Source organism: Pusillimonas sp. SM2304, from assembly GCF_031628915.1.
Lineage (GTDB): Bacteria > Pseudomonadota > Gammaproteobacteria > Burkholderiales > Burkholderiaceae_B > Pusillimonas_C.
Genome location: NZ_JAVLUJ010000001.1, coordinates 31,901 through 53,446 on the forward strand (window position 1 = coordinate 31,901; position 21,546 = coordinate 53,446).

Annotated in this window: 15 protein-coding genes and 2 riboswitches; of the genes, 6 read left to right on the top strand and 9 right to left on the bottom strand. The window is 62.3% G+C overall.

From position 1 onward, the window contains the following. Nucleotides 1-14: 14 nt before the first annotated feature. From RE432_RS00155 to RE432_RS00175, 5 genes are all read left to right on the top strand, one after another. Complete coding sequence (locus tag RE432_RS00155) at nucleotides 15-923, top strand: polysaccharide deacetylase family protein (protein WP_310931191.1); 909 nt, start codon at nucleotides 15-17, stop codon at nucleotides 921-923. 3 nt (nucleotides 924-926) lie between these two features. After that, complete coding sequence (locus RE432_RS00160) at nucleotides 927-1,715, top strand: hypothetical protein (protein WP_310931192.1); 789 nt, start codon at nucleotides 927-929, stop codon at nucleotides 1,713-1,715. Between the two features lie 31 nt (nucleotides 1,716-1,746). Next, a complete protein-coding gene (locus tag RE432_RS00165; RefSeq protein ID WP_310931193.1) occupies nucleotides 1,747-2,301 on the top strand; it encodes a flavin reductase family protein in 555 nt (184 codons plus the stop codon). Between the two features lie 50 nt (nucleotides 2,302-2,351). Then, nucleotides 2,352-3,350, top strand: coding sequence for a tripartite tricarboxylate transporter substrate binding protein (locus RE432_RS00170; RefSeq protein ID WP_310931194.1), 999 nt, complete (start codon nucleotides 2,352-2,354; stop codon nucleotides 3,348-3,350). Between the two features lie 179 nt (nucleotides 3,351-3,529). After that, nucleotides 3,530-4,030, top strand: a complete 501-nt coding sequence (locus RE432_RS00175) for a dihydrofolate reductase (RefSeq protein ID WP_310931195.1) — start codon at nucleotides 3,530-3,532, stop codon at nucleotides 4,028-4,030. Nucleotides 4,031-4,037: 7 nt separating this feature from the next. Here the strand turns inward: RE432_RS00175 and RE432_RS00180 are convergent, their stop codons facing one another. Then, nucleotides 4,038-5,468: a PLP-dependent aminotransferase family protein gene (locus tag RE432_RS00180; RefSeq protein ID WP_310931196.1), complete on the bottom strand. Its 1,431-nt coding sequence runs from the start codon at nucleotides 5,466-5,468 to the stop codon at nucleotides 4,038-4,040. Nucleotides 5,469-5,658: 190 nt separating this feature from the next. On the opposite strand from RE432_RS00180, the gene RE432_RS00185 reads away from it, so the two are divergent. Then, nucleotides 5,659-6,942 (top strand): aspartate aminotransferase family protein, encoded by a 1,284-nt coding sequence (locus RE432_RS00185; protein ID WP_409079828.1) that lies wholly within the window; start codon nucleotides 5,659-5,661, stop codon nucleotides 6,940-6,942. Nucleotides 6,943-7,081: 139 nt separating this feature from the next. Here RE432_RS00185 and gcvP read toward each other — a convergent pair whose 3' ends face one another. From gcvP to RE432_RS00225, 8 genes are all read right to left on the bottom strand, one after another. After that, a complete protein-coding gene (gene gcvP / locus RE432_RS00190) occupies nucleotides 7,082-9,988 on the bottom strand; it encodes an aminomethyl-transferring glycine dehydrogenase (RefSeq protein WP_310931198.1) in 2,907 nt (968 codons plus the stop codon). Nucleotides 9,989-9,991: 3 nt separating this feature from the next. Next, on the bottom strand, nucleotides 9,992-10,372 hold the full coding sequence (gcvH, locus tag RE432_RS00195) for a glycine cleavage system protein GcvH (protein ID WP_310931199.1): 381 nt from the start codon (nucleotides 10,370-10,372) through the stop codon (nucleotides 9,992-9,994). 61 nt (nucleotides 10,373-10,433) lie between these two features. Beyond that, entirely contained in the window at nucleotides 10,434-11,528 is a 1,095-nt protein-coding gene (gene gcvT, locus RE432_RS00200) for a glycine cleavage system aminomethyltransferase GcvT (RefSeq protein WP_310931200.1), read from the bottom strand. A gap of 55 nt (nucleotides 11,529-11,583) precedes the next feature. Beyond that, a riboswitch (glycine riboswitch) is annotated at nucleotides 11,584-11,695 on the bottom strand. A gap of 24 nt (nucleotides 11,696-11,719) precedes the next feature. Continuing rightward, nucleotides 11,720-11,808, bottom strand: a riboswitch (glycine riboswitch). An 89-nt stretch (nucleotides 11,809-11,897) separates the two neighbouring features. Continuing rightward, complete coding sequence (locus RE432_RS00205) at nucleotides 11,898-13,109, bottom strand: NAD(P)/FAD-dependent oxidoreductase (protein WP_409079829.1); 1,212 nt, start codon at nucleotides 13,107-13,109, stop codon at nucleotides 11,898-11,900. A 64-nt stretch (nucleotides 13,110-13,173) separates the two neighbouring features. Continuing rightward, on the bottom strand, nucleotides 13,174-15,432 hold the full coding sequence (locus tag RE432_RS00210; protein WP_310931202.1) for an arginine/lysine/ornithine decarboxylase: 2,259 nt from the start codon (nucleotides 15,430-15,432) through the stop codon (nucleotides 13,174-13,176). A 25-nt stretch (nucleotides 15,433-15,457) separates the two neighbouring features. Beyond that, nucleotides 15,458-16,021 carry a dCTP deaminase gene (gene dcd / locus RE432_RS00215; RefSeq protein WP_310931203.1) on the bottom strand — a complete coding sequence of 188 codons (564 nt, stop codon included), beginning with the start codon at nucleotides 16,019-16,021 and terminating at the stop codon, nucleotides 15,458-15,460. A gap of 74 nt (nucleotides 16,022-16,095) precedes the next feature. Then, on the bottom strand, nucleotides 16,096-19,773 hold the full coding sequence (locus RE432_RS00220; RefSeq protein WP_310931204.1) for a translocation/assembly module TamB domain-containing protein: 3,678 nt from the start codon (nucleotides 19,771-19,773) through the stop codon (nucleotides 16,096-16,098). Next, the gene (locus RE432_RS00225; protein WP_310931205.1) at nucleotides 19,770-21,542 is read right to left on the bottom strand and encodes a BamA/TamA family outer membrane protein; all 1,773 of its coding nucleotides are present in this window, start codon (nucleotides 21,540-21,542) and stop codon (nucleotides 19,770-19,772) included. Before RE432_RS00225 ends, RE432_RS00220 begins: the two co-directional genes overlap by 4 nt. Nucleotides 21,543-21,546 lie beyond the last annotated feature (4 nt).

Consider the following 21,546-nt stretch of genomic DNA (forward strand, 5'->3'; position numbering starts at 1 on the left):
AAGGAAAAACCACTATGGAAAAGTTCGATACCAAGCTTGACCGCTACGCTTATTCAGCCATCGTCGACCGCCCAACCTACGAGTGGCCAAACGGCACCCGGCTGGCCGTCTACTTCGCATTGAACATCGAGGCTTTCGAGTTCGGCTTGAACCCGGGCAAGGACTTCACCTCATCGCCTTCGGCCCCATACCACAGAGGCTATGCCTATCGTGATTATGGAAACCGGGTGGGCGTCTGGCGCATCAAGAAACTGTTCGACGACATGAATATGCCGCTGGCCATTCTGGCCAACTCTTCGGTTTACGACGTTTACCCGCGCGTTCTTGATGCATTCAGAGAAAGAGGCGACGAGTTTGTCGGCCATGGCCGTACCAACTCGGAGCGGCAGATTGAAATGTCCGAAACGCAAGAGCGTGAAATGATCGCCGCAGTGGCAAGCCGAATGTCCGCCGCCGAAGGCACTCCCCCTAAGGGATGGCTTGGCCCTTTCATCTCTCAAAGTCCAAAAACCCCCGAGCTGTTGAAGGAACAGGGGTTCACCTACATGCTCGACTGGTTCTTCGATGACCAGCCGGTGTGGTTCAAGACGGACAACGGACCCATACTGGCCGTTCCCTATCCTTCCATGGAACTGAACGATCTACCGGCATACATCAACCGCGGGTCGTCCGATTCGGACTTTACACGGATGATGATCGACGCGTTTGACGAGCAATTGGAAGAATCCGCTACGTTTCCATCGGTCTATTGCGTCTCGCTGCATACTTTCATGACCGGACACCCTCATCGGATACGGCAGTTGCGCGGCGTGCTTGAACACATTCAAGCGCACAGGGAATCCATCTGGCTAACGACCCCTGGCCAGATAGCAACCCACGTCGCGGCCTTGCCCAAAGGCACGGTGCCGGGCGATGAAAGGTGAATAATGAAGACTGAAAGCAAGAACCATCGCATCGAACGCGAATACAGCCGCGAGGGCCTGTTCGGCATCGCCGTGCCCCAGGCAAACCCCGTCGTCGAGCCTGAATTCTCCGCATTGATGCCAGCCGGCACCGGAACGATCGCCACACGGCTGCAAGGAAGCCGCAGCAACTCGAAAAACCGGCTGATCGACTATCTGGACAACCTGGAGACAAGCCTTTCAGCGTTTGATACGGCCGCTCTGGACGTAGTCGGGTATGCCTGCACCGGCAGCTCCTATCTGGTCGGACGCGAAGAGGAACAGCGCAAAACAGAGGCGCTCTCCAGCAAATTCGGCTACCCCATCATCACTTCCGCACAGGCCATTCTGGCCGCATTGAGACACCTGGGCGTTTCGAAGATCGCCCTCATCGCCCCCTATCCACAATGGATGATCGATACTAGCCATGAATACTGGACGCAATGCGGGCTGACAGTCACCGGTTCGGCCAGGACAATGCTTGATACAGAAGATACAAGGAACGTCTATCAGCTTCGTACCGAGATGGTGCTGCACGCTGCCGCAACACTCCCGATCCACGATGCCCAAGCCGTCTTGCTATCGGGAACCGGAATGCCAACGCTTCGGGCTATTCCCGCAATCGCTCAACTTACAAAACTGCCCACCATATCGTCCAATCTCTGCCTTGCATGGGCAATGCTTGAGGCGGCCCGGACCCCTTACCCGACACCAGACCCTGAAGCAGGCGAAGTCCTGGTCGGCGGCTGGAGCAGGCGTATTTCACGCCTATAGACGCATGCACCGCAACAAAGGAATTCAAGAAATGACTGCACAGCAATTGTCGCCCTTGCCTTCGCCGTTATGCCGTCCCAACAATGGCGCGCATATTGAAAAACGCCAGGACAGCAGATTATTGAGAAATACGTTGGGCTCATTTGCCACAGGTGTGACAGTGGTCACCGCGCTCGCTCGCAGCGGAGCGCCGTTGGGGGTGACCGTCAACTCATTTGCATCAGTATCGCTTGACCCTCCGCTCGTTCTGTGGAGTCAAGTGAAGAGCGCGCCCAGCCATCGTGAGTTTCTGGAAGCAGAAACGGTCGTCATCAACGTGCTATCCGCCCATCAACAACAGCTCTCCCAGCACTTCTCGCGACCCAGCCCAGACAAGTTTGCCGATATCGAATACCAGCCGGCCGCTTGCGGCACGCCTATTCTCGCAGGCTGCGCAGCAACATTCATCTGCCGCGTTGTCGACCATTACTACGGTGGTGATCACACGATCCATCTATGCAAGGTCGACGCATTCGAGAACCATTTTCGGGAGCCCCTGATTTTCTGTCGCGGCGCCTACCTGAAATCCGATTTATTACCCACATAGCGATTACTTGCACCAGAAGAAACTTTATGACATTCCACAAGGAGGAGAACATGGCATCAAGCAACAAAGGAAGAGCGGGAGCAATGCTCGTCGCAATAGCGAGTGGCTTTGCATCATTGACGCTGCCCACCATCGCAGCAGCAAACAGCTACCCATCGAAGTCCATAGAAATTGTTGTTCCTTATGCGCCCGGGGGGACCAATGACGTACTTGGACGAACGGTGGCAGAGGCAATAGGGGCTGAATTCAATCAATCCGTCATCGTGTTGAACAAGCCGGGGGGAAGCGCAAGCGTCGGAAGCGCATTTGTCGCCCGCTCAGCGCCGGATGGCTATACCTTGGTCATCGGCAGCCAAGGCACGATGTCCGCCAACCCCCACCTCATGCCGAACCTGCCCTATGATGCGCGCCAGGACTTTGTGCCGGTGGCGCTCATCGGGTCAGTCAACAACGTGCTGGTGGTACCCGCTTCATTTCCGCCTAAAACCCTCGGCGAATTTACACGTTATGCGCTCGATCATCCCGGCGACGTAAACTTCGCTCATGCAGGCGTAGGCACATCGATGAGCCTGGCCGGCGAGCTTTATAAGATAAAGACGGGGGCCGAATTGGTGTCGATTCCTTATAGAGGCTCGGCTCCCGCCACGATTGCCTTGATAGGGGGAGAGGTCCAATCCATGTTTGCAAACACCATCTCCGTCCTGGAGCAAATTCGCGCGGGTCAACTCCGGCCGCTGGCGGTCACAGGCAGCTCGCGTGACGCTTTGCTTCCAGATATCCCTACCTTTCAGGAAGCAGGCGTCAAAGATTATGAAATCACCTCTTGGTTCGGGGTATTTGCTCCCGCCGGCACGCCTCCCGAGATTGTCAACAAGCTGAACGAAACAATACGAAAGGCCTTGGCAAGCCCTCAACGCGAGAAGATTTTGCTGGGCCTAGGGGTGGAACCAGGCAAATTATCGGCAGCGGAATTTTCCCAGTTTGTTGAAGCTGACCATCGCGTCATCGGGGACCTGATCAAAAGCGCTGACATAAAGATCGAAAACTAACTCGATTATTCTTTACCTGGGCGCCGAAGCCACTACGCCAGTCTCATGGCGGGTGTCCTTCGGCCCGCCTCTTTATCAATCCGAAATATCAAATGCATGTTTGATAAGCGCTCCGCGACCGCTGCCCTCATTTCTCTTAGAATACGAGGTCATACAGTTATCCCCTTCCTACCTACCCCATGCGCACACCCGTTATCCAGCTTGTCGTCGCCTATTCAAGAAACCGCGTCATCGGCCGCGACAACACCCTGCCCTGGCGCCTGCCGGCCGACCTGGCCCACTTCAAGCGCGTTACCCTGGGCCATCCCATTGTCATGGGGCGCAACACCTGGCTGTCGCTGGGCCGGCCCCTGCCCGGGCGCCCCAACCTGGTCATCAGCCGCAACCCCGGGTTCAAGGCCGAAGGCGCCACGGTCTACCCGTCGCTGGAAGCGGCCCTGGCCGCCTGCGCCGACACCGGTGCCGACAAGGCCTGCATTATCGGCGGCGAACAAGTGTTCCGCCATGCATTGACCATCGCCGACGAAATCGTCGCCACCGAGATCCGGGCCGACATCGAAGGGGACACCTTTTTCCCCGCGCTGGATGCGGGTATCTGGCAAGAAATCGAAAGGCTGCCGCAGCCCGAGGAAAACGGCCTGCACTTTGATTTCGTCACCTACAAGCGCGTGAAGGCATAGCCGCGGATCAGGGGGTTGCAGCGCCCGCCTTGCGCATGAATTGCCACAGCGCCGGGTGCAAGGAATACGCCACATTGAAGCGTATCCAGCCGCTATCGGCCTGACCCGGATCAAAATAAGAACCGGGCGCCAGCCAGATGCCGTCTGCCAGCGCCTGCTCGGCCAATTTGTTGGCGCCCTGTTCGCGCCACGGCCCGCTGCCTGGCCTGGCCCACAGGAACAGGCCCGCCTGCGGACGCGCGAAGACCTCGAAGCCGTGCTGATCCATCAGCACGCACAGCTCGTCGTGGGCTTGCCGCAAACGGTCCTGCACACGCTGCAGATGCGCCTGGTGCCTGCCCTGGCTAAGCACCTGATACACCAGGCGCTCCATCATTTCCGGCGTCGTCAGCCCCATGGACATCTTGGTCTTGGCGAATTCCTTGAGCAAGGCCGCGTTGGCGACGATATACCCCACCCGCATCGAGGGCATGATGCTTTTGGAGAAACCCGATACATACACCACGCGTCCGGTGCCCGCCAGCGCCACCAGCATGGGGCCCAGGCCGGGCATCAGGTCGCGCGACACGTCGTCTTCGATCACCCTGAAATCGTACTGCTCGGCCAACTGCAGCAGGCGAAAGGCATTGCTCATGCCCAGGCTCGTGCCGGTGGGATTTTGCAGGACCGTGTTCACGAACAAAGCCTTGATCGCATGCTGGCGCGCCAGGCTTTCCAGCGTGTCCAGGCACAGCCCTTCGCCATTGCGCGGCACGCCCAGAACCAGCAAGCCCGCCAAACGCAAGGACTGCAGGAAATTGGCATAGCATGGCTGCTCGACCACAATGACGTCGCCCGGCCGCAATAAGGTGCGTATGACGATATCCAGCCCCTGAGACGCGCCCTGCGTCAGCAAGACCTGATCAGTGTCCAGTTGCAGGCCGTGCTGGCCCAGCGCCTGCTGCACATGCTCGCGCAGGGGGTGATAGCCATAGGGATGGCCATAGCCCGCGACCTGATTGACCGGCGTGCGCGCCACCTGGCGCAAGGATTGCTGCAGGCCCGCCTCGTTCAGCCATTCGGCGGGCAGCCAGCCGCAACCCGATTTGATGGGAATGGAATGGTCGGCAAACACATCGGCCAGCAGCCACGATGCGCCGATGCGCGGCGGTATCCAGCTGGTAGGGGCGGCTGCGCCCCGTTCGGCCCGCGCCAGCGCCGCAACGCGATACCCCGACCCCGGGCGGGCCGTCAGCCAGTTCTGGGCCACCAGGCGGCTATAGGCGGCCGATACGGTGAACGTGCTTAAACCATGGGCTTTGGCAAAGTGCCGGATCGACGGCAGCGGCATCCCCGGCCTGAGCAGCCGCTGCCGTATGGCCGCTTCAATGGCGGCAACCGTCTGGTCCACCAAGGGCATCGCGTGCTTGCGATCACGCAAAGGTTCAAAGAAACGCATCCATCCCTCGCCATGTACAGATATTCTTATCTTACCAATACAGTAATCGATTTATAGTTCAACTGTATATGTTTTTACTGCGCGCGCCGGACGAGAATAACTGATCAGTCTCTTTTTACTCATACTTTACCGTTGCCGGGGGTACATCATGACCAGCCAAGCCAACATTCCAGACCTTTCGAATCTGTGGATGCCGTTTACCGCCAATCGCCAGTTCAAGGAACAGCCTCGCTTGCTGGCCAAGGCCCAAGGCATGTATTACACCGCCACCGACGGCCACCAGGTGCTGGACGGCACCGCCGGCCTCTGGTGCGTCAACGCCGGGCACGGCCGCCAGGAAATCATCGACGCCATCGCCCGGCAGGCCGCCGAACTCGATTACGCGCCCAGCTTCCAACTGGGGCACACCGACTCGTTCCGGGCCGCCTCGGCCGTCGCCAAATTGATGCCGAAAGGCATGGACCGCATTTTCTTCACCAACTCGGGGTCGGAGTCCGTCGACACCGCCCTGAAAATCGCGCTGGCCTACCACCGGGCGCGCGGCGAAGGCCAGCGCACACGGCTGATCGGCCGCGAACGGGGCTACCACGGCGTGGGTTTCGGCGGCATCTCGGTCGGCGGCATCTCGCCCAACCGCAAAACTTTCTCGGGCGCGCTGCTGCCGGGCGTCGATCACCTGCCGCATACCCACGACCTGTCCAAGAATGCGCACACGCGCGGCCAGCCCGCCTGGGGCGAGCACTTTGCCGACGACCTTGAGCGCATCATCGCCCTGCACGATGCCTCCACCATTGCGGCAGTCATCGTCGAGCCGCTGGCCGGCTCCACCGGCGTGCTGATTCCCCCCAAGGGCTATCTTGAAAAACTGCGCGCCATTACCGAAAAACACGGCATTCTGCTGATTTTCGACGAGGTCATCACCGGTTTCGGCCGCTTGGGCGCCAATACGGCCAGCGAGCGCTTCGGCATTACACCCGACATCATCACCCTGGCCAAAGGCATCAGCAACGCGGCGGTGCCAGCCGGCGCGGTCGCGGTCAAGCGCGACGTCCATGACACGATTGTGGGCGCGGCCGCCACCGGCATCGAGTTCTTCCACGGCTACACTTACTCCGCGCACCCCTTGGCCACGGCCGCCATCCTGGCCACGCTGGACATCTACGAAAAAGACAAGCTGTTCGAACGCGCCAAGGGCTTGTCGCAAACCTTCGAAGACGCCGCCCACAAACTGGAAAGCGCGCGCCATGTGATCGATGTGCGCAACCTGGGACTGGTGGCGGGCATCGAACTGCAGCCGCGCTCGGGCGCGCCGGGGGCCCGTGCCGCCGAAGTCTTCGCCAAGTGCTTCGATCAGGGCCTGATGGTGCGCTACACGGGCGACATCATCGCCGTCTCGCCGCCGCTGATCATCGAAGAAGCGCAAATCCAGGAAATCTTTGAAAAAATCGAAAGCGTCCTGAAAACCGTAGACTGATCTTCAGCGCAGCCCCGGACGCGGCCCGATACGCTGCGCCCGGGGCTGCCCGCAACACCCTTGATGATCCAATGAAAATGGCGGGTGCCGGCAATGACCGGCACCCGCCATTTATTTGACGGCAGGCGTCATGCGCCGATCAGGCCGACGTGGACGGCTCCACTGCCAGATCGGCATCCGACGCATAGGCCTCCATGGGCGGGCAGGAACACACCAGGTTCCGGTCGCCGTAGGCATTGTCCACCCGCGACACGGGCGGCCAGTACTTGCCGTCGCGCAGACTGGACACCGGATACGCCGCGGACTCCCGCGTGTAATCGTGGTGCCATTCCGTGGCCAGCAGCATCTGCGCCGTATGCGGGGCGTTGCGCAACACATTGTCTTGCGCGTCGACCTCGCCCCGTTCAACCTGGGCGATCTCGGCGCGAATCGCAATCATCGCATCGATGAAGCGATCAAGCTCGGCCAGACCTTCGGACTCCGTCGGCTCGACCATCAAGGTGCCCGCGACGGGGAAGCTCATGGTGGGCGCATGGAAGCCATAGTCCACCAAACGCTTGGCGATGTCTTCGTTCGATATGCCGCAGGCATCCTTGATGGGACGGATATCCAGGATGCATTCATGCGCCACGCGGCCGTTGGGCCCCGCATACAGAATCGGGTAGTGATCGCGCAGGCGCGCCGCAATGTAGTTGGCGTTCAGAATGGCCGTTTCGGTGGCTTCCAGCAAGCCTTCCGACCCCATCAGCACAATGTACATGTACGAAATCGGCAAGATGCTGGCCGACCCGTAAGGCGCGGCCGACACGGGGCCGACGCGCGCATCGGCGGGCAGGCTGCCCGACGCATCGAGTACTCCGGGCAGATAGGGCGCCAGGTGCGAACGGACCGCCACAGGGCCCACGCCCGGACCGCCGCCGCCATGCGGAATGCAGAAAGTCTTGTGCAGGTTCAGGTGCGAAACGTCGGAGCCGAACTTGCCCGGCTGGGCCAGGCCCACCATGGCGTTCATATTGGCGCCGTCCAGGTATACCTGGCCGCCGGCGTCGTGCACCAGCGCGCAGATTTCGGTGACGGCGGTTTCAAACACACCGTGGGTGGACGGATAGGTGATCATCAGGGCCGCCAGATGGTCGCCCACCTTCGCGATCTTGGCCTTGAGGTCTTCAACATCGACGTTGCCGTTCGCGTCGGACGCCACCACGACCACGTCCATGCCGGCCAGTTGGGCCGACGCGGGGTTGGTGCCGTGCGCGGATGCCGGGATCAGGCAGACATTGCGCTGATGCTGGCCGTTGGCCTGATGATAGCCGCGTATGGCCAGCAAGCCGGCGTACTCGCCCTGCGCGCCCGAGTTGGGCTGCAGGCTGACCGAATCGTAGCCGGTGATTTCGCACAGCGCCGCGGACAGGCGGTCGACCAATTCCTTGTAGCCCTGGGTTTGCGACGTAGGCGCAAATGGGTGAATCTGGCCGAACTCGGGCCAGGTGACGGGGATCATTTCGGCCGTGGCGTTCAGCTTCATGGTGCACGAACCCAGCGGAATCATGGTCCGGTCAAGCGCCAGATCCTTGTCGGCCAGGCCGCGCAGATAGCGCAGCATATCGGTTTCGGACTGAATCCGCGAAAACACCGGATGGCTCAGGATGGCCGACTGGCGCTGCAGGCTTGCCGGAATGCCATGCTGCGCCGGCAAGGCATGCTGAGCCGAGGCATCCCACGGCTTGCCCACGGCTTGCGCCAAGACGGACAGCAACACATTCAGATCGCCGACGGTGACGGTTTCGTCCAGCGAGACGGCCAACTGCGCATTGCCCACCTGGCGCAGGTTGATGGACGCCGCCTGCGCCGCCTGCACGATCGCTTGTGTCTGCGCGCCGGTATCCAGCAGCAAGGTGTCGAAATACTGTTCGCTGGCCACCTTGATGCCCAAGCCGGACAAGGACGCATGCAGGAAGGCCGTCAGGTAAGCCACGCGCTCGGCAATGCGCTTGATGCCGGCGGGGCCGTGCCACACGGCATACATGCCCGCCATCACCGCCAGCAGGACCTGCGCGGTGCAGATGTTGGAGGTGGCTTTTTCGCGGCGAATGTGCTGTTCGCGGGTTTGCAAAGCCAGGCGCAGGGCGGGCGCGCCCTGGCTGTCTTTGGATACGCCCACCAGGCGGCCGGGCATGTTGCGCTTGAAGGCATCCTTGCAAGCCATGAAGCCGGCGTGCGGGCCGCCAAAGCCCATGGGCACGCCAAAGCGCTGCGCCGAGCCGACGGCGATATCCGCCCCCCACTCGCCCGGAGGCGCCAGCAGCGCCAGCGCCAGCAGGTCGGTGGCGACCGCCACCACGGCGCCCTGCGCATGGGCCGCTTCGGTCAAGGCACGGTAGTCGCTGACGCCGCCCAGGCTGTGGGGATACTGCAGCAGCACGCCAAAGCACTCGGGCAGGCCCTGCGCTTCATCGCCGACCTGGACATCGATGCCCAGGCCGCTGGCCCGCGTGCGCAGGATTTCAATCGTTTGCGGATGGCAATGCGCCGATGCAAAGAAGACATTGCTCTTGGCGCGCGAACCGCGACGCGCCAGCGTCATGGCTTCGGCCGCGGCCGTACCCTCGTCCAGCAAGGACGCATTGGCGATATCCAGGCCGGTCAGATCGGCAACCATGGTCTGGTAGTTCAGCAGCGCTTCCAGGCGGCCCTGCGAGATTTCCGGCTGATACGGGGTGTAGGCCGTGTACCAGGCGGGGTTCTCTAGAATGTTGCGCAGGATGACGTTCGGGACATGCGTACCGTAATAGCCCTGGCCAATGTAATTGCGAAACACCTGATTGCGGGAGGCGATCGTTTTCAGGTCCGCCAAGGCGTCGGCTTCGCTGCGCGAGGCCGGCAGGTTCAAGGCGCCGCGCTTCAGGATGCTGGCCGGCACGACTTCCTGGATCAGGCTGTGCAGGTCGGGCGCCCCGATCGCGGCCAGCATCGCGGCCTGGTCAGCCTTGGACGGGCCGATGTGCCGGGGAATGAAATCGGAGTGGGGGTCGAGTTCGCGCAACATAAGTCAGCCTGCGTCAACCTGGGCTTGATAGCCAGCCGCATCCAGCAGGCCTTCGGTGTCAGCCATGTTATTGGGCTTGATCTTGAAGATCCAGGTATCGAAAGCGGCGTCGTTGATCAGATTGGGCTGATCGTTCAGGGCTTCGTTGAAGGCGACGATTTCGCCATCGACGGGCGCGTAGATATCGGAAGCGGCCTTGACCGACTCGACCACGCCGGCGGTGTCACCGGCGTTCAATGCGGCGCCGGGGTTGACATCGCCCACGAAAACCAGGTCGCCCAGTTGGTCCTGGGCGCTGTCGGTAATGCCTACCAGCAGGATGTCGCCCTCGGCTTTTACCCACTCGTGTGAAGACGTATATTTGCGATCGTTGGGAAGACTCATGATTAACCCCGTAATTGGATGATAGGTATGTTGACGTTCTGGAGGTGTTCAGAAAAGCGAATCAGGCAATAATCTTGCCGTTGCGCACAAAAGGCATTTTTACTACTTCGGCCGGCAGCCATTTACCGCGAATTTCGACCTGGATCGGGTCGCCGGGCTGCGCGCCCTTGGGCACACGCGCCATGCCGATGGACACACCCATGGTCGGCGACATGGAACCGCTGGTCAGTTCGCCTTCGCCCTGGCCGGTGCGCACTTTCATGTGGCCGCGCATCACGCCGCGTTCCAGCAGCTTGACGCCGACCAGCGTGCGGTCGGCCGCGGCGGCTTCCAGCGCTTCGCGCCCGATGAAGGCGCGTTCCGTATCTTTCAGGGAAATCGTCCAGGCCAGGCCCGACACCAGCGGGTTGACGGATTCGTCCATTTCCTGCCCGTACAGATTCATGCCGGCTTCCAGGCGCAGCGTGTCGCGCGCGCCCAGGCCGCAGGCGCGTACGCCGTTGGCGGCCAGGTCGCGCCAGAAGGCTTCCACCTGCGTGGCGGGCAGAACGACCTCGAAGCCGTCTTCGCCGGTATAGCCAGTGCGCGCCACCAGGGTGTCGTCATCGACGAAAGCGCCGGTGAATACCGGCAGGGCATGCGTTTCGGCCTCCCAGCCGGGGCGTGTTTCCCACAGCTTGCTCCGGGCGTTGGGGCCCTGTACCGCCACCATGGCCAGGTCGCGGCGCGGCGTCAGCACGACGTCGAAGCCATCTGCCTGCGCAACATGCTGCATCCAGGCCAGATCCTTGTCGGCCGTGCCCGCATTGACGACGACACGCCATTGGTCGGAACTGAAAAAGTAAACGATCAGGTCATCGATGACCCCGCCTTCGGGGTTCAGCATGCACGAATACAGCGCCTTGCCCGGCACCGCAAGCTTGGACACATCGTTGGCCAGCAAGCGCTTCAAAAAAACTTCGGCATCAGGCCCGTTGACGTCGATATTCAGCATGTGCGATACATCGAACATGCCCGCGTCCTGGCGCACGGCATGGTGTTCTTCGAGTTGGGAGCCGTAGGCCACAGGCATGTCCCAGCCCCCGAAGTCGACCATTTTGGCGCCGAATTCGATATGGACGGGATGCAGGGGGGTATGCTTTAACGCGGTAGACATGGAGACTCCAAAAACAGAATAAAAAGACGACGCGCACCATTGATATGCTGGCCAGCACCGCCCTTCTGTCCTTTTGCCTGAGAGTTGACCCGCGCTTGGCGGGTGTTCACCTTCGGCGCCCGCCGCCCTGCCTGCCAGGTGATGCGGGTCTCTCCAGAGTGCTGCCTTGTGTGTTTCAAGAACGGAACAACAATACACGAGCGGTACGGGGTGCCTGAGCGATTCTGGGCGAATTGCGCCTTCGGCGGCCGGCGGACCGGCGCTCTCCCACTCGGTGTAATGACAGCGACCGCAAAGAATAACCCGAAAAACAGCCTGCGCCAAGTCGAAAACTGGGCCTCGTTCCTGCCTGCCGGGATGCGGGGGCGGTCAGCCGGCCAGCAAGGCCCGGCCGCAAGCCACCCCGGATGCCCAGGCCCACTGGAAGTTGTAGCCTCCCAGCCAACCCGTCACATCCAGGGCCTCGCCCACAAAATACAGGCCGGGCACGGCCTTGGCCTGCATGGTTTTCTGATCGATCGCGCGGGTATCCACGCCCCCGCGCATGACTTCGGCCTTTTTGTAGCCGGCCGTGCCGGTGGGTATCAGCGACCAGCCATGAATCCGTTCGGCCAGTTGGCGCAGCGTCCGGTCGGGAACGTCGGCCAGGCGCTGCGTCCCCATATCCGCACCGGCCGCCCCCTCGTGGGCCAGCCACTGCTCGGCCAAGCGCTTGGGCCACAGCCCCGCCAGCACCGTGCCCAATTGCTGGCGGCCGCCCTGCTTGGCCGCCAGCAATTCTGTCGCCAGACGCTGGTGGGGGGCCAGATCAATATGGATGGCATCGCCGGGATTCCAGTAGCTGGATATTTGCAAAATAGCCGGCCCCGACAGGCCGCGGTGCGTAAAGAGCAGGTCTTCCAGGAATTCCTGCCTGTGCTGCCGGGCGCTGCGCTGGCCGCCCTGCGCCGCCGCAGCGCCCGGCGCGGCGACGGCCTTGACGGTCACTTCAAGCGCAACGCCGCTCAAGGCCCCAAAAGCCTGCCACGCTTGCGCATCGAAAGTCAGCGGCACCAGCGCGGGGCGCGGCTCTACCACTTTCAGCCCGAACTGGCGCGCCACGCCCAGCGCAAAATCGCTGGCGCCCAATTGGGGAATCGCCATGCCGCCCGTGGCCAGCACCAGTTGGTCCGCGCGCAATACGCCCTGGCTGGTGCGCAGCGTAAACCGGCCGTCGCCGTATGCGATCTCTTCGACGCTGCACGGCATGCGCCACGACACCTGCCCCATATCGCACTCGCGCTTGAGCATGGCAATAATGGCTTCGCTGGATTCGTCGCAGAACAATTGCCCGCGGTGCTTCTCGTGCCACGCAATGCCGTGCTTCTCGACCAGATCGATGAAGTCGCGCGGCGTGTAGGCCGCCAGGGCCGAGCGGCAAAAGTTGGGATTCTGCGACAGGAAGTTGGCCGGGCCCGTGCCCACGTTGGTAAAGTTGCAGCGCCCGCCGCCCGAAATCCGTATCTTTTCGGCCAGGCGCCGGGCATGGTCGATCAACACCACCCGCAACCCGCGCTGGCCCGCCACGGCGGCCGTCATCATGCCGGCCGCGCCGGCGCCAATGACCGCCACATCAAAACTTCCGGACGCCACGCGCTGACCGGCCCTATTCTTTCAGGCAGTCGACGTAGTACCGCACTTGCCCGTCGGGCCCGATGTCGTTGGCAAGGCCGTGGACATCGGTTTCGAAGCCGGGGAACTTGGCATTGAACTCACGCGCGAACTTCAGATAGTTCACGATGCGGTGATTGAAGCGCTCGCCCGGGATCAGCAGGGGGATGCCCGGCGGGTAAGGCGTCAGCAGCACGCCGGTGACCCGGCCTTCGAGCTCGTCGATATCGACCCGCTCGGCTTCCCGGTGCGCCATCTTGGCGTAAGCGTCCGACGGCTTCATGGCCGGCACCATGTCGCTGAGATAGACCTCGGTGGTCAGGCGGGCCAGGTCGTACTTGCGGTAAGCCTCGTGGACGTGCTGGCACAGGTCGCGCAGGCCCATTTTTTCGTAAAGGCGGTGTTCCTTGCAGAAATCCGGCAGAATGCGCCACATGGGCTGGTTGCGATCGTAATCGTCCTTGAACTGCTGCAGGGCGGTCAGCAAGGTGTTCCAGCGGCCTTTGGTGATACCGATGGTGAACAGGATGAAGAAGGAATACAGGCCGGTCTTTTCGATGACCACGCCATGTTCTGCCAGGTATTTGGACACCAGCGCGGCCGGAATGCCGGTTTCGGCAAACGTACCCGAAATATCCAGGCCCGGCGTCACCACGGTGGCCTTGATCGGGTCCAGCATATTGAAGCCATCGGCCAAGGCGCCGAAACCATGCCATTCGTCGCCCGACTCCAGCAGCCAGTCGTCGCGGTGCCCGATGCCGTCGGACACCAGGCGGTTGGGGCCCCATACCTTGAACCACCAGTCGTTCTTGCCGAATTCGGACTCGACCTTGCGCATGGCGCGCCGGAAGTCCAGCGCCTCGGCGATGCTTTCTTCCACCAGCGCCGTACCGCCCGGGGGTTCCATCATGGCGGCCGCCACGTCACAGGACGCAATAATGGCGTACTGGGGCGAGGTCGACGTGTGCATCAGGTAGGCCTCGTTGAATACGTTGCGGTCAAGCTTGCGCGACTCCGAATCCTGCACCGTGATTTGCGAGGCCTGCGACAGCCCAGCCAGCAGCTTGTGCGTGGAGTGCGTCGCGAAAACCATGGCGTCCTTGCTGCGCGGACGGCCCTCGCCAATGGCGTGCATATCGTGATAGAACTCGTGGAAAGCCGCATGGGGCAGCCAGGCCTCGTCGAAATGAAGGGTGTCGATCTCGGAGCCCAGCTTTTCCTTGATCATTTCCACGTTGTAGATGACGCCATCGTACGTGCTTTGCGTCAGCGTCAGAATCCGCGGCTTCTTGTCTTTTGCATTGCGCGCGAAAGGATTGGCTTCGATTTTCTTGCGTATGTTTTCCGGCTCGAATTCCTCGATTGGAATCGGGCCGATGATGCCCAGGTGATTACGCGTGGGGCGCAGGAATACCGGAATGGCGCCCGTCATGGTGATGGCGTGCAAAATGGACTTGTGGCAATTGCGGTCGACCACCACCACGTCGTCGGAGGCCACGTTGGCATGCCACACGATCTTGTTCGACGTAGAGGTGCCGTTGGTCACGAAGAAGCAGTGGTCGGCATGGAAAATGCGCGCCGCATTCAGCTCCGACTCGGCCACCGGGCCAGTGTGGTCCAGCAGTTGCCCCAGTTCATCGACGGCATTGCATACGTCGGCGCGCAGCATGTTCTCGCCGAAGAACTGGTGGAACATCTGCCCGACCGGGCTTTTCAAAAAGGCCACCCCGCCCGAATGCCCGGGGCAGTGCCAGGAATACGAACCGTCGGATGCGTACTTGACCAGTTCGCGGAAGAACGGCGGCGCCAGTCCGTCAAGGTAGGCGCGCGCCTCGCGGATGATGTGCCGGGCCACGAATTCGGGCGTGTCCTCGAACATATGGATGAAACCGTGCAGTTCGCGCAGGATGTCGTTGGGAATATGCTGCGACGTGCGGGTTTCGCCATACAGATAGATGGGGATTTCTTCGTTGCGAAAGCGCAGTTCGCCGATGAAGGAGCGCAGATTCTTGATGGCATTGGCCACGTCTTCCGGCGAATCGACATCGAACTCCTCATCGTCTATCGACAAGATAAAGGCGCTGGCCCGGCTTTGCTGCTGCGCGAAAGAACTCAGATCACCGTAGCTGGTAACGCCCAGGACTTCGACGCCTTCGTTCTCGATGGCTGCCGCCAGCGCGCGAATGCCGAAACCCGATGCGTTCTCGGAACGATAATCTTCGTCGATGATGACGATGGGAAAGCGGAATTTCATTGCTTGGCTCCTAGGCCTCGTTCACTTACGTGCGCGGCAGCGTAACACCTTGCTGCCCTTGATACTTGCCACCACGATCGCGATAAGACGTTTCGCACACCTCGTCGCTTTCAAAGAACAGCATTTGCGCGCAACCTTCGCCGGCGTATATCTTGGCCGGCAGGGGCGTGGTATTGGAAAACTCCAGCGTCACATGGCCTTCCCACTCGGGTTCCAGCGGCGTCACATTGACGATGATGCCGCAACGGGCATAGGTACTTTTACCCAGGCAGATCGTCAGCACGCTGCGCGGGATGCGGAAATATTCCACCGTGCGGGCCAAGGCAAAGGAATTAGGCGGAATAATGCACACATCCCCCTTGAAATCGACGAAGGACTTTTCGTCGAAGGCCTTGGGATCGACAATGGTCGAGTTGATGTTGGTGAAGATCTTGAACTCATCGGCGCAGCGCACATCGTAACCATAGCTGCTGGTGCCATAGCTGACAATGCGCTGCCCGTTCACCGAACGCACCTGGCCCGGCTCGAACGGCTCTATCATCCCACTATCGGCAACACGCCGGATCCAGCGATCACTTTTTATGCTCATAGCCCTAACCTTATAACGATGGCGCGTATTTTATCGCTTACACGCTAAAGACGTATGACCGTGGGATACACGGCTCAATTCCTGGAAAACCAGCGGTGAATCAGCGCCAGCCCGTTCACTGTGCCCGCGCTGAGCTCAGCCGTCAGCCCCCGGGCCAACTGATAGCTGGCCCGGCCCACGGTGCCCGTATCGGACAAGGCCTGCTGGATGCTCAGCGTAATGCCGGTACTGAGCTGTTTGCTGACCTGGATGAACTTGCGCTCGATGTCGCTGGTGCCGCTATCCAGCCCGCTGACCACGCTTTCCACAGGCAGGATACTACCCGCGGCGCCCAGTTCGCCCGAACGCATGCTGAGTTCGTCGATGCCGAACTTGCGGTAGAACGGCTCGCCGTCGCCCAGGAAGGACGTACCCACGGAAAACAGCAGCGCCACATCGCCCCCCGAGTCATCCGGCCCATGCCCCAGCAGCAGCCAGGACAGCTTCTCGATTTCGCTGACGGCCGGATACGAAACCAGATCGATGCGCGGCCGCTTGGCCGTCCCCCCCACGCGCACGCCCGCCTCGACCGCCAGGCCTGTCCGCAAGGCCTCGATATTCAGGACCGGGTTGGTGATATCGCCCTGGAAGGTGATTGTGCCCCGGCGCAACTGCAAGCGCTGGCCGTAGGTCTCGATGGCGCCGCCGCGCGTGCGCAAGGCGCCCACCCCCGTCAATCGGCCGCCTATCATCGTAATGCGCAAGTCGCCGACCAGCCCCGAGTTCACCCCATAGCCCGTCAGGTAAAAACGCGGGCCCAGGTCAACCTGCAGATCCATGGAGACATCCATCGGCGCGCTGGCTTCCTGCTGCTCGTGTCCCGCGCGCAGGACCACCACATCGCCGTCAATGGTGGGGATGCCGCCCAGCATATCCAGGTCGAACCAGCCCGCATCGGCCGTAATCGCGCCATTGATGGCGATCGCGGGCAACTGGAGCGCCAGGCGCAGTTTGCCGCTGATCATGGCGTAGCGGTCGGAACGCTGCAAAATGGGGTAGCGATGCAGCTCGACATCAATGGCGCCGCGCGACTCGAACAGATACCAGTCGCCCGACAGCGTCAGCTTGCCGCCCTTGGCCTCCGGATTGGTGCTGACCCATTCGGCCGTGCGCCATTCCTTGGGCTCCACGCGCAACAAGGCGGGAAAAGTGAGTTCCTGGAGAATGAGCCGGTCGTTTTCCAGGCGGGCCGTCAGCGTGCCATCCAGCAAGCGTACGCCGTCATCGATACGCACCACCCTGATCTTCTGGCCCGAAATGGTGCCGCTGCTGTTCCAGCTTCCGTCTGGCCGGCTTTCCAGCCCCACCTTGGCCTGCACCGCCCCGCCCAGTTCCATGCTGTCATCCAGGAACAGGCTGGTCCAGCCCAGGTCATCGATATCCGCGTCGATATTTACGGTCTTGGTGTCCTTCGGGTCCAGGCTGAAGCTGCCGCCCGCCGAACGCAGCAGCGTCGCGGCGTTGGCCGTTACCCGCCCCATGGCCTTGGTGCGCAGGCGCAGGTCAGCCGTCAGGCGGCTGGCCGCTTCGCCGGCCGGCTTGGCATTCAGGTCCAGCTCCAGCAACTCCAGGCCCAGCGGGAACGACGGCTCGGCCGGCACCATCACATCGCCCGACAGCCGCCTGATGCGCGCCTGCCCCGCCAGCGCCCCCGAGAATTTCAGGTCCCAGTCCAGCGACAGCACGATTTCGGTCAGCGCGTTGGCCTTGTCGGCCTTGACCTTCACGCTGCCCCGGTCGATGTCCTCTTGATCGGGCAAGTCCAGTGTCTTGCGCAGGTCCTGGATCAGGCGCTCCGACACGGGCAGGCGAGCAATCGCGCCCTGTGTTTCCCAGCGCCCCGCCCCCCCGCGCGACCCTTGATGGTCCAGGGCAAACACACTGCGGGACGACATCAGGAACTCAATCCGGGTCTTGCCCACCTGCCACTGCCAGGCGGGCGCCGCGACACCGGGATAAAAACTGACCGGCATCGCCGCCGCCGTTTTCAATCCCAGCCCCGCGTGCTCGGCGTCCAGCGTCTTGATCGTCCCTTGCCAGCCTTCCGGGCTGCCGGCCTCGCCGCTGGCGCGGCCCCAGCCCCCTTCCAGCGCCAGATGCGCTTTCATGGGCGCGGCGCCGACTTTGCCTGCCTGGCTATGTTCCGGCGTGTACTGGCCGGCCAGGTCGGCCGTATGCCGGGCCAGCTCGCCCGCGACAACCCCCTTCAACTGCGCGCCTCCCGGCAGGTCGGGCCAGAAAGCCGCCAGCTCGGGCGCAAGCAGATCCAGATTGATGCGGCTGTCGGTCATGCCCAGCGCGCCGTCCGCGCGCAGACGGTTCTTGCCCAGTTGCAGATCCATGTCCACCGCCGCCAGCCGCAGCCCTTTCCACAAAGGATCTTGCCGGGTTGGCGCAACGGGTTCGATCCCCGCGGCCTGCGCCGGCTGCGCGGTGTCCTGAGCCTTGACCACCGGCGTCTGATCCGGCTGCCCCGTGTTCACCACCTGCGTGTTCAAATGCCCGGACAGCGCCTGCTGATTCCAGCGCGACCCTTCCTGGATGTTCAGGTCCAGGCGGCCTTGCAGCAGTTCACTGTGATTGCGCAGCGCGACATCGAAATCGGCCGCCAGGGTCAGTAGCGCCGGCGGAATGGCGGGCCCCACCAGTTGGCCGATATCCAGTTTTTCCGTGCGCAGGGTGCCGGCAACCTGGTCACGCACCTCGCCTTCGTGCAGCGTGGACGACCAGTCCAGCTTGCCCTGCAGGGAAGAACCATCGGCCAACTGCAGGCTGGCCACCGCATCCTTCAGCGGGAAGGACGCGCGCGGCGTCAGATTCACATCGGCATCCACCTTCATGCCTTGCCCCGCCCCTTTCAGCACAACACGCATGGCGTCCAGGCTGCCATCGAGCGTGGTCTCGATATCCAGGACGCAATCCTCAGAGGCCTCCGTCCCGGCTGCCGCCAACGCAGGGCTGTCCGCGCCTTCTTCCTCTGCTTTCGCCGTGTCCGATTCAGCAGCCTCCCCATTGCCCGGCGGCAGAGTGGGCAAGTAGTGGCGCGCGCACAAAGGCGAGTCGGCAACCAGCCCCTGCGCCCGGGTCGCAATCCGCGCCTGCAAAGGCCACGGATCGCGCAAGTCCAGAACCCGGGCCTCGCCCGAGAGGCCCGCCCGCAATTGCTGATGCTCGACGTCCAGGCTTTGAATCACCAGTTGGCCGCCGGCCTCGGTCAGCGACAGAGAGGTCGACACATTGCCGACATCGACCGGCAGCGGTTCGCCGTCCTGGGTCACCACCAGCTTGCCCACCGCCAGGCGATCAACCGCCAGACGCACCGGCAATGCCGGCATCTTGAAAGGCTCGGCGGGTTTTTCCTCTTGGCTGCTGGTCAGATCGAGCCGCAGCGCGCCCGTTGCCAATTCGATGACATGCAAGCGCCCATCCAGCAGCTCACGCCAGTTGGCCTGCAAACGAAAATCCTGCACCTGCACGGCCGTATCCGGCAAGGCCAGCGACAGCCGCCCCACCTGGACGCCGTCCCAGAAGGTGCCGGAAACCCCGCTGACCTGCCCGTCGAGCTGCTCCGCCGCCGTCACCAGCGCCCACCGTGTTCCCGAGGCCGTGTTCAGCACCCAGTACGAAAAACCGCACAACACGGCCAGCAGCAATACCGCCAGCGGCCCCACCCAGACCAGGATGCCACGCAGCCATTTCAACAGTCGGCTCAAAACGCTATACCCAAAGAAAAGTGCAGCCGCAGCCGCCGGTCACGCTGGCCGTAGGCCAGATCCACATGAAAGGGCCCCGCCGGCGTACGGATCGCCACGCCCAGCCCATAGCCCAGGGCCGGGTCCATCTCGCCGAATGAAGTGGTGGCGTCGCCCACGTCGATAAAGTAATTCATCCCGATCATCTCGGTGAAATAGTGCGTGTACTCGATACTGGCCACCGCCAGCGCCGGCGCCCCGATCACCGCATCGCCGCGATCCAGCCCTATGCTTTGATAGCGATAGCCGCGTATGGTTCGCGCGCCGCCGGTGCGATACCCAAAGTCCTGCGGCAGGCGGTCGGTGTCGGACCAGACCTTGCCGATCTCGCCGCGCACGGTCAGGACATCGCGCCGCCCGATCGGCCACCATTGCTGCACACGCAGGCTGCTGCGGTAGAACGGCTCGCTTTTGTCCAGCGTGATGCCCGCTCCCACGCCGAAATCCACCAGATTGCCTTCGCGCGGATCGTATTTCTTGTCGACATCGCGCCGCAGCCACTGCCAGGTCGTGACCGCCGAAGGCACCTCGTAGTCGTCGGCGCCGCGGATGCGGGTCTTGTCGTAGGCCACGCCCAGCCCCAGCTGCGTCTCGTACTCGACCCGGCTGCCGTCGCCCGCCTTGCGCTCTTGACGGCGCTTCCAAGCCGCGCCGACCCGGCGATTGTCCAGCCCTTCCACATCGGAGTGTTCGTACAACACCCCCACGCTGTCTTTGTAGCCCCGCGTGGTCGGCGGCAAATGCACATCGAAGAACGCGCGCTGATTGTCCTTGTCGACCCCCGCGCCGGTTTCTATCCATACCGGCTTGCCAAACACCACGTTCTGCCGGTACAGCCCTTCGACCCGGACGCCATGGTCGCTGTCCACACCCAGGGACGAGGTGACACGGCGGGCCGGCGCCTCGGACACCTTGACGTGCACCGGCAGCTCAAGCTCGTCTCCGGGCAAGACACGTTGCGCGGACTCGTCCTGGTCCAGCGTGACGAAAGCCCCGCGGAAAAAAGACGTGGACTGCAAGGCCTGCTGCCACTCATCCAGCTTGTCTTGATCGTAGGGATCGCCGGGCTTGTACTGCACATAGCGCTCGATCAGCTTGCGCGGCACCCGCTTCAGCCCGCTGGTCGACAGCTTGCCCAACCTGACCCTGGGCCCGCTGGCCACCTCCACGAAAAGATCGGCTTTGGAGGTTTCCGCATCCACCGTGGCCTGTGTGTTGAGCAGACGCGCGAAGTAGAAATCCTTGCGGCTGACATCGTCCAGCAAACTGGTCTTGGCGTTGTGCCACGATTCGTTGATGAACGGCATGCCTTGCTGCAGGGGCCATTGCTCTTTCAGTATCTGCACCCGGCCGGCAAACTCGGGCCGCGCAATCTGCCCCTTGAAGTGCAGGCTGACGTCGTCGACCTGCGTGCGCTCGCCCGGCTCTATGGTGATGTCCCAGGTTTCGCCGCCGATGTCTTCGCCGACTTCCAGGGTGACCTTGGGCGCGTAATACCCCTGGGTTTCCAGCGCCGACAGCGTGGCGTCGCGCGCGCGGCGCCTGAGCCGCGAGACTTCGCCGCCATCCTGGTCTTCCGCCAGGCGGGTAATGGCGTCAACCGCCCCGGTGATGGCTTGCAGCGCGCCAGGCGGCACCCCGCCCGGATCGATCACCACTTCGGGGCGAGCCGCATGAGCGCAGTGCGCGGCGCTCCAGACCAACAACAGACAACCCACCCCTACCCGCATAACG